At 57.2% G+C, this 8,840-nt stretch carries 8 protein-coding genes and 1 pseudogene; 3 read left to right on the forward strand and 6 right to left on the reverse strand.

Features of this window, described 5'->3' with window-relative positions:
* The 3 genes from VAE48_RS06155 to VAE48_RS06165 all read left to right on the forward strand — a co-directional run.
* On the forward strand, positions 1-3,028 hold a 3,028-nt coding region (locus VAE48_RS06155; protein ID WP_322792441.1), incomplete at its 5' end, for a glycoside hydrolase family 2 TIM barrel-domain containing protein.
* Positions 3,018-4,448, forward strand: a complete 1,431-nt coding sequence (locus VAE48_RS06160) for an MGH1-like glycoside hydrolase domain-containing protein (RefSeq protein ID WP_416181024.1) — start codon at positions 3,018-3,020, stop codon at positions 4,446-4,448. The genes VAE48_RS06155 and VAE48_RS06160, both read left to right, overlap by 11 nt.
* A 10-nt stretch (positions 4,449-4,458) precedes the next feature.
* Entirely contained in the window at positions 4,459-4,857 is a 399-nt protein-coding gene (locus VAE48_RS06165; RefSeq protein ID WP_322792443.1) for a hypothetical protein, read from the forward strand.
* A 93-nt stretch (positions 4,858-4,950) separates the two neighbouring features.
* On the opposite strand, the gene VAE48_RS06170 is transcribed toward VAE48_RS06165, so the two are convergent.
* The 6 genes and pseudogenes from VAE48_RS06170 to VAE48_RS06195 all read right to left on the reverse strand — a co-directional run.
* The gene (locus tag VAE48_RS06170; RefSeq protein WP_322792444.1) at positions 4,951-5,385 is read right to left on the reverse strand and encodes a type II toxin-antitoxin system VapC family toxin; all 435 of its coding nucleotides are present in this window, start codon (positions 5,383-5,385) and stop codon (positions 4,951-4,953) included.
* The gene (locus tag VAE48_RS06175) at positions 5,367-5,651 is read right to left on the reverse strand and encodes a ribbon-helix-helix protein, CopG family (protein ID WP_322792445.1); all 285 of its coding nucleotides are present in this window, start codon (positions 5,649-5,651) and stop codon (positions 5,367-5,369) included. The genes VAE48_RS06170 and VAE48_RS06175 overlap by 19 nt, the downstream gene beginning before the upstream one ends.
* Positions 5,652-5,824: 173 nt before the next feature.
* On the reverse strand, positions 5,825-6,583 hold the full coding sequence (locus tag VAE48_RS06180) for a LamB/YcsF family protein (RefSeq protein WP_416181025.1): 759 nt from the start codon (positions 6,581-6,583) through the stop codon (positions 5,825-5,827).
* Positions 6,583-7,566, reverse strand: a complete 984-nt coding sequence (locus VAE48_RS06185) for a biotin-dependent carboxyltransferase family protein (RefSeq protein ID WP_322792447.1) — start codon at positions 7,564-7,566, stop codon at positions 6,583-6,585. Before VAE48_RS06185 ends, VAE48_RS06180 begins: the two co-directional genes overlap by 1 nt.
* Positions 7,559-8,245 (reverse strand): 5-oxoprolinase subunit PxpB, encoded by a 687-nt coding sequence (gene pxpB / locus VAE48_RS06190; protein WP_322792448.1) that lies wholly within the window; start codon positions 8,243-8,245, stop codon positions 7,559-7,561. Before pxpB ends, VAE48_RS06185 begins: the two co-directional genes overlap by 8 nt.
* Positions 8,246-8,316: 71 nt before the next feature.
* Positions 8,317-8,840, reverse strand: a pseudogene (locus VAE48_RS06195) (gamma-glutamyl-phosphate reductase); the annotation flags it as partial.

The raw sequence follows: 8,840 nt of genomic DNA on the forward strand, positions 1-8,840 counted from the left end.
CTCGCTGGACGGTGACTGGCGTTTTCGCCTGTGCGCCAACCCCTCCACCCTGCCGGGCGGCTTTCAGCAGCCGGATTTTGCCGATCAGGAATGGGACGCGATCAGCGTACCCGGCAACTGGACGCTGCAGGGGTACGACAGGCCGATCTACTGCAACATTCAGATGCCCATCCCGCTTGACCCGCCCTTTGTGCCGCATGACGACAACCCGACCGGCCTCTACCGCCGTGCTTTTGATGTCCCGCCGGACTGGGGGGGCAGGCGGCTCATCCTGCGCTTCGACGGCGTGGAATCGGCTTTTTATGTGTGGGTCAACGGGCAGATGGCCGGTTTCAGCAAGGATTCGCGCCTGCCGGCCGAATTTGACATCACCGAACTGGTGCAGCCCGGCATCAATCACCTTGCCGTGCAGGTGATTCGCTGGAGCGACGGCTCGTACTTGGAGGATCAGGATCACTGGCGCATGGCGGGCATTTACCGCAGCGTGTGGCTGTACAGCCTGCCGCCGCTTTTCATTGCCGATGTGTTTGCCCGCCCCCTGCTGGAAGAAGACCTGCGCAGCGGCCGCCTGGAAGTGGACGTGCGGCTGGGCGGCGCGCTGAAACAGGCTGACGGCGCGCGGGTGGAGATGCAGTTATTTGACCCCTACGGGCGGGCGGTTTTCGAGGGCTATCAATCCACGGAATTTCGTGTAGCAGTAGATTCGCTGCCGCAGGTGCGGCTGGTGCGGCGCGTGTTCGCCCCGCTGCTCTGGTCTGCCGAGACGCCGCACCTGTACACGCTGGTGGTGCGCCTGCTGGAGCAGGGCGGCGCGCCGCTGCAGTACGTTGCCTGCCGGGTCGGCTTCCGGCGGGTGGAGGTGCGCGGCCGGCAGTTTCTGGTCAACGGAAGGGCAGTGCGCATCCGCGGGGTCAACCGTCACGAACACGATGAGCGGTACGGGAAGACGCTCTCGCTGGAAAGCATGATCGCGGATATCCGCCTGATGAAGCGGCACAACATCAACGCCGTGCGCACCTCGCACTACCCCAACGACGAACGCTGGTATGACCTGTGCGATGAATACGGGCTGTACGTATGGGACGAGGCCAACATCGAGGCGCACGCGCTTTACAACCGGCTGTGCCATGACCCCGACTGGCGGCTGGCCTTTCTGGAGCGCGGCGCGCGCATGGTGGAGCGCGATAAGAATCACCCCTGCGTGGTGGTCTGGTCGCTGGGCAACGAATCGGGCTACGGCGCCAACCACGACGCGCTGGCCGGCTGGATGCGCGCCTGCGACCCCACCCGTCCGCTGCACTACGAGGGCGCCATCGCCGCCGATTGGGAGAGCGGCCATGCCGCCAGCGACATTGTCTGCCCAATGTACCCACCGGTCGAGAAAATCCGCCGCTTTGGGTTGACCTCGCGCGACCCGCGCCCGCTGATCCTGTGTGAATACGCCCACGCCATGGGCAATTCTCCCGGCGGGCTGGGGGAGTACTGGGATGTGATCAACACCACGCCCGGCCTGCAGGGCGGTTTCATCTGGGACTGGGTGGATCAGGGTCTGCTGAAAACCGATCCGCAGGGCAGGCGCTATTGGGCTTACGGCGGCGATTTTGGCAATCAACCAAACGACCGCAACTTCTGCATCAACGGCATTGTTTTCCCCGACCGCACCCCGCATCCGGCGCTGTACGAAGTGAAGAAGGTCTATCAGCCGCTGCGGGTCAGGCCGCGTGACCTGCGCGAGGGCCGCGTTGAAATTCACAACGACTATGATTTTCTCCCGCTTTCCCACCTGCGCGGCGAGTGGGAAATTGCAGTGGACGGCGAAGTCTGGCAGCGCGGCAGTTTGCCGCTTCTTTCTACCCCGCCCGGCGAGAGCCAGCCGCTGCAGCTGAACTACCGCCTGCCTCCCCTGCGTCCGGGACAGGAAGCCTTTTTGACCCTGCGTTTTCGGCTGGCGGAGGACTGCGCCTGGGCAGAGGCCGATCACGAGGTCGCCTGGGAGCAATTCCGCCTGCCGGTGGATGTACCGCCGGTGATTCACACGCCCGGCGGCCTGCCGCCGGTAGAGGCGCAGGCCGATTCAAGCGGGCTGCACCTGCGCGCCCCGGCCGGTGAAGTTCACTTTGACCTGCACAGCGGTTTTCTGACCGACTTCCGCTTTCAGGGTGTGCGCTTGGTCGAGCACGGCGTGCAGTTGAACCTGTGGCGGGCGCCGACCGACAACGACGGTTTCAAGTGGGCGCAGGATCATCATGGGAAACTGCTCGGCGAGTGGCTGGACGCCGGTCTGGACGGCCTGGAACACCATCTGCTGGAGATGCATTGGAAGAGCGGAGAGGAAGGCAGCGTCAGCGTCCGCGCCGTTCATCGGATCTGTGCGCGGGATGTGCCGGCCGGATACCGCATGTTCAGCAACTACACCTTGACCGGCAGCGGCTGGCTGGCGCTGCAGGTGGACCTGCGACCCTTCGGCCGTCTGCCGGTTTTGCCGCGCCTCGGGGTTAAACTGACCCTGCCGCCCGGTTTTGAACAGTTCTGCTGGCTGGGGCGCGGCCCGCATGAGAGTTATGCCGACCGCAAGCGCGGCGCGCCGGTTGGGCTGTACTGCGGCAGCGTGGATGAGCAGTTTGTGCCCTACATCATGCCGCAGGAAAACGGCAACAAAACCGATGTGCGCTGGGCAGCCCTGCGGGATGCAGCCGGCTGGGGGCTGCTGGCCAGCGCCGACCGCCTGCTGGAAGTTTCGGTCAGTCACTTCACCGCCGATGACCTCTACCGCGCCCTGCACAGCGTCGAGCTGGCGCGCCGCCCGCAGGTTTACCTGAATCTGGATGTCAGACAACTGGGTTTGGGCAGCGCCTCCTGCGGGCCGGGGGTGGGGGAGGGCTATTTGCTTCATCCGGCTGCCGAACGCTTCACCCTTTTGTTCCAGCCGCTTGCCTCGGGCGATGACCCGCGCTCCATCGGGCGGCGCTGGGTGGAACTGCCGTCGGCTTTTACGGCGGAAGGGGAGGGGGGTGAGAATGGAATTTGAGATTGCGGCCTTTCCAACTTTGCGCTGCGGCAATGCGGCCGTCGAACGCGCCTATCGCATCGCCGCCGGCGACCTGCTGGGCAACATCCAGCCGTACCCGCCGGGCGGCGAACGGCGGCCGGTGCTGCTGGCCGGGCTGGACTACGACACGCCCTGGACGCGCGACGCCGCCATCAACGTGTGGAACGGCCTGGGCCTGACTCACCCGCAGGTGGCGCGGGATACGCTGCTCTCGGTGCTGGAGGAAAGCGCGGACGGGGTTGCGATCGGCGGGCAGTACTGGGATGCGGTCCTCTGGGTCGTCGGCCTGTGGGCTTATTACCTCTACACCGGCGACCGCGACACGCTGGAACTCGGTTACCGGGCGGCGCGCAACAGCCTGCGCCGTTTTGAGGATGAGGAGTACGATCCGCAGTTCGGTCTGTTCCGCGGGCCGGCAGTCTACGGCGATGGGGTGGCCGCTTACCCTGACCGCTATTCGCCCGGCGCGACCAGCTCAATCCTCGACTGGGTGCAGTACCACTCCGCCGAAAAGGCCTCGCGCGGCTACGGCATCCCAATGATGACCCTTTCCACCAACTGCGTTTACGCCGCGGTGTACCGGCTTCTGCCGCGCATGGCGGTTGAGCTGGGTCTGCCGCCGCTGCCGGAAGACGAGGTCACCGCCGAGCGCCTGCGGGAGAGCATCCACCGCCATTTCTGGAACCCGCGCAGCGGTCTTTTCGACTATTTACTGGACGAAGAAGGCCGCTGTGAGGCGCAAGAAGGGCTGGGCCACGCCTTTGCAATCCTGTTCGGAATTGCCGACGCCGAACAGACTGCCTCCATCCTGCGCCGCCTGTACCGCACGCCGTGGGGGGTGGCCTGCGTCTGGCCGACCTTTGCGCGCTATGCCGAACGCGGCGGCTTCGGCCGGCACAGCGGCACGATCTGGCCGTTCATCAACGCCTTTTGGGCTGAGGCCGGCCTGCGCGGCAAACGGAGCGATCTGTTTGATGAAGAATTGGCTCACCTGACCGTGCTGTTCAACCGCTTTGCCCAGTGCGCCGAAATTTACCACCCGCTGACCGGCGAAATCTACGGCGGACTGCAGGAGGCGGGCAAGGGCGCCAGCGGCTGGGAGTGGGAATCCTGCGCTCGCCAGAGCTGGAGTGCGACCGCTTACCTGCGCATGATTTTGCTGGGCGTGCTGGGAATGCGTTTTGAACCCGATGGGGTGCACTTTGCGCCTTACCTGCCGCCCGGCCTGGGCTGGCTGGAGCTGGAATACCTGCCCTACCGCGGCGCGCGCCTCTCGCTGCAGGTAGAAGGGCGGGGCAGCCGCCTGACCGCCTGCCGGTTGGACGGGCAGCCGCTTGAGGCTTTCCTCCCCGCCGGGCTGAAAGGTGCGCACCGCCTGGAAATGTCAGTGGAGGAGTGAGGTGAAGTCTATGACCAAAAGAATCTTGTTCGGTTTGCTGGGCAGCATTACGGGCGGCATCCTTGCCGTGATCGGCGGTGTGCTGTTCCTCCGCCTGTTATTGGATCTCAACGTCATCCGCTCTTCCGGCTGGGAGGATCTGATTTACGGCATTTTAGCGGTCATCCTGCTTTACCCGCTGGGGGTTGGACTGGGCGGCTGGCTGGCGCTGCGCCGCACGGCCGGGCGCGGCATGTGGTGGAAAGCGCTGCTGGCGGCCTACGTGAGCGAGGGGCTGATTCTGCTGCTGGCCGACCCGCTGGGGTTGAACCTGACCACCAACTTGCTGGGCGGGCTGCTCTTTTTGCTGCCGCCGCTGGCGGTTTTGCTGGCCTACCGCCTCAACCGCCCGGCCGGGCAGGGGGAGTGAGGGCAGAGGTTTTATTGCACCCCCGCCGGGGAAAGGAGATACCCCAAAAGGATATTACCCCCAGTGTAATTACCCACGTGACTTTCTAAAGCCTCACATTTCCCCAATCCAGTGCGCCCAGGGGATGCCCTGATCTCTCAGCGCATGAACCAGCCGCTGGTCGGCGCTCCACAACTCCGCGTTCAACTGTTCTGCCAGAGCCACATACTGGGCATCATAGGCTTTACTCTGTCCCAACCGCGCTGCCCAGCGCAGGGCAGATTGCATCAATTTTGGCTCTGCCGGATACCGCTTGATATCCAGGTTCAGGATTTCTTCCAGTCCGCCGAAGGTTTGTTCTTCTGTCAGGGCTTTTTGCTGCCACAACCTTCGCAGTCCGCTGACCACTTCGTAATCCCACAAGCCGGGCACCAGCATGGGTGTCCCGTTGTAAATCCAGCCCTCAATCAACCGCCGAAAGGCATCCGAAAAGGGCATTTGGCGCACCAGTCCAATGGCAAGGTTTGCGTCTATGACCACTGACGCCATACATCCTCTATCTCGGCGTCCCTTTCCTGGCGAGCCTCATTGACCGGATCGCCTTCATACACGCCAAATTTTGCAGTTGATTCGCGAATTTGGTCCAACTTGCGTAAAGCCTGAACCGATTGTTCCCGCTCTTTTCGCTCGCGTTCGGCAAAGTACTCATCCAGAATCTGACGGACAATCTCGGAAATGCTTTTACCTTCCCGGTAAGCCAATTCCCTCAACCGCCAGTCATTTTTTTCATCAAGGATCAACTGACTGCGTTTCATATCATATACCTCCTTGATTAGAATAACGCAATTACACAATGATGTCAAGCCACAATGACACAATAATGGGATAAATAATTTATCCCAATATAATAGATCTTATCTTGGGTGATATTAATGTTTTTCGATTTTTTACCCCCTCCACGCTATGTTTTTTCCTACCAAAATCCGCCTCAGCCTGAAAGTCTTTGTATTTTATACCCTGCCTCTTCCAGCGCTGAGCGGACTGCCCTGACAATTTCCAATGCATTTGGCGAATCTCCATGTATACACAATGTATCTATCTTTACATTCATCGCCATTTCTCCCTTGTGCACAGTTATTCCATCCATTGCTAATTGTATCGCTTGCCGGGCAGCGATTATAAGATCATGAATGACCGCCCCTTCCATTCCTCGTGGCACCAAACGACCGTCGGCCTGATAGCCTCGCTCCACAAACCCTTCATTTGCCACATTCAAACCGCATTCCAACCCGGCTTCAATCAAAGCTGAACCGGCCAGACCAACCAGAATCAACTCTTTGCTAAAACGTCGGACAGAACGGGCAATTGCATTGGCTAGGCGCACCTCCTGCGCCGCTTGATTATACAGCGCGCCGTGAGGTTTTACATGTGTCATCTCAATCCTAGCTGACCGCAAAAAGCCCCAAAGAGCTCCTATCTGGTACAGAACCATTGCTTCAACTTCCTCTGGAGACATTTCAATTTTACGACGACCAAATCCCTGTAAATCCGGGTAGCCCGGATGAGCCCCAACCGCTAAATTGTATTTGACCGCCGTTTGGACGGTTTGCTGAATCACCATCGGGTCTCCTGCGTGAAATCCGCAGGCAAGATTGATTGAGCTGAGATATGGCATTAATTCTTCGTCCGACCCAAGTGTGTAGCGCCCGAAACTTTCTCCCATGTCGCAATTGAGATCAATAGTTATCATTGAATTGCTCCTGCCCAATTCCAGGGTTCAATAAATTGATCTATTTCTTGAATATAATCCAGTCTTTTGATCATTTCCACATAGGCTTCACGGGCAATCCTCACAGAAACGGGTTTAAATTGAATACGACTCTTGAACGGTTCAGCCTGTGCCAACAAAGGTAAATCTGCGCGGATTACTACCGCTATGACCGGATATCCGCCACTGGTTGGGGCATCAGCCATCATTACAATTGGCTCACCACTTGGCGGTATTTGAATCGCTCCTGGAAGCATCCCAAAAGAGATCATCTCTCCGTTAAATTTCACTCTCAACGATTCACCTTGCAGCCGGTAACCGGTACGATTTGAAGATGAAGAGACAGTGAAAGTCTGCTGGAAAAACTGGCGATCAGCTTCGTTTCCCAGCAAATCCAAATGTGGTCCAACCACTGCTCGTAAGCATAAATTGTCACAATATGGTGGTATTGCGTTTTGGGGCAAGATACGCACCGGCTCTTGTACGGTTTTGTTAAGAGTTTCGCCAATTGGCAGGCAGTCCTTTTCTTTTAATAATCTTCCTTGCCAACCACCAAAACCACCCAGCAACGAGGTTGAACGTGAATCCATGATGCGTTTCACGTCAATCCCCCCTTGAATTGCAACCACTGCCCACATTCCACCACCAACGTGGTCTATACGCACTGTTTGACCTTCACGAAGGCGAAATGATTGCCATAGATCCATCTTATTCTCATTTACCCAAACCGAAAAACCCCATCCACACACTGCGATTATCATATTTTGTAATGCTCGAAATTGAATACCGCCTATTCCGACTTCAATTCCAGCGCTTTCATCGGAATTTCCCACCAACCGATTGGCTGCCCGCAGAGCAAATTCATCCATGGCACCGCTTCGCGGCACCCCGTATTGCCCCCACCCTACCCTTCCTAAGTCCTGGATTGATGAGAAATAACCCCCATCCAAAATTTCAATCATTTTCCATCTGATCCCGCAAAATTGGAATAAATCGCAACCTGTCACCCGGCTCAAGCAAAAATGGTGGTTCGGCACAGGGATCAAACAACCTCAACGGAGTCCATCCAATCAAGCGCCACCCACCGGCTGAATCGATCGGATAAATACCGGTTTGCTCGCCGGCAATACCCACCGAGCCGGCAGGTACTCTGGTGCGTGGTGAGGAAAGGCGGGGTACAGCAATTGCCGGATTCATGCCGCCAAGATAGGGAAACCCAGGACTAAACCCCATCATGAACACCCTGTATTCTGCCTCGCTGTGCAGCCGGATGACATCATCGGGTGAGAGGTGATTGTATTGTGCAACAAACTCCAGATCTGGGCCATGCTCGCCTCCATAAATTGTAGGAATCTCAATTAACTTTTCAGAGCGGTATAAAAGCGGCTCCATCTGTCCTTCTTCATATTCCATGATCAATCTATGCAAAGCATCATATTCAATCTGAAATGGATCAAAACCAATGAGGACTGAAGCATAAGCAGGAATTACCTCAATAACACCGGGCAAATTTGCCTTTTTTACCCATTCTGCCAGGAGGTGAACTCGCTGGTTGATTTCCAAATTAATCCCGTTTCCAAAAACAACCAGCAAACCGCTCTCCCCAAATGATGTGCAGGAAATGTTTTTTCTGTTTCCCATTTATTTTTTTGGTCAGGCTTTTCTCGGATTGTTTTTATACCCAAGATTTGGAACAATCTGGTTTGGAACAATTACTCGCGAACATGACCATTACCCATGATAACCCATTTGTAGGTTGTTAATTCCCGCAAACCCATTGGACCGCGCGCGTGCAATTTTTGAGTGGAAACAGCCACTTCAGCGCCTAAACCCAACTGTCCCCCATCCGTAAACCGGGTACTGGCATTGACATATACTGCTGCAGAATCAACCCGGTTAACAAATATATCGATATTTTCTGGATTTTCAGACAGAATACCATCAGAATGAGCAGTTGAATGTTCCTCAATGTGTTGGATGGCTTCATCAAGGTTGGCCACAATTTTTACACCCATTACCAGAGACAACCATTCTGTATCAAAATCTCCGGATTGAGCCGGTTGAAACTGATCAGACATTTTCAGGTCAAGCTTTTCAAATACGGATTGATCTAATCGAAAGAAAACACCAGCTTCGCTTAACCGGTTGAATACCCTGGGTAAAAGAGTATCTGCTACTTTGTGATGCACCAGTAAAGTATCCAGGGCGTCACACACCGTCGGGCGCTGCACTTTGG

This window comes from Bellilinea sp. (assembly GCF_034432615.1).
In the GTDB taxonomy this organism is placed as follows: Bacteria; Chloroflexota; Anaerolineae; order Anaerolineales; family Anaerolineaceae; genus Bellilinea.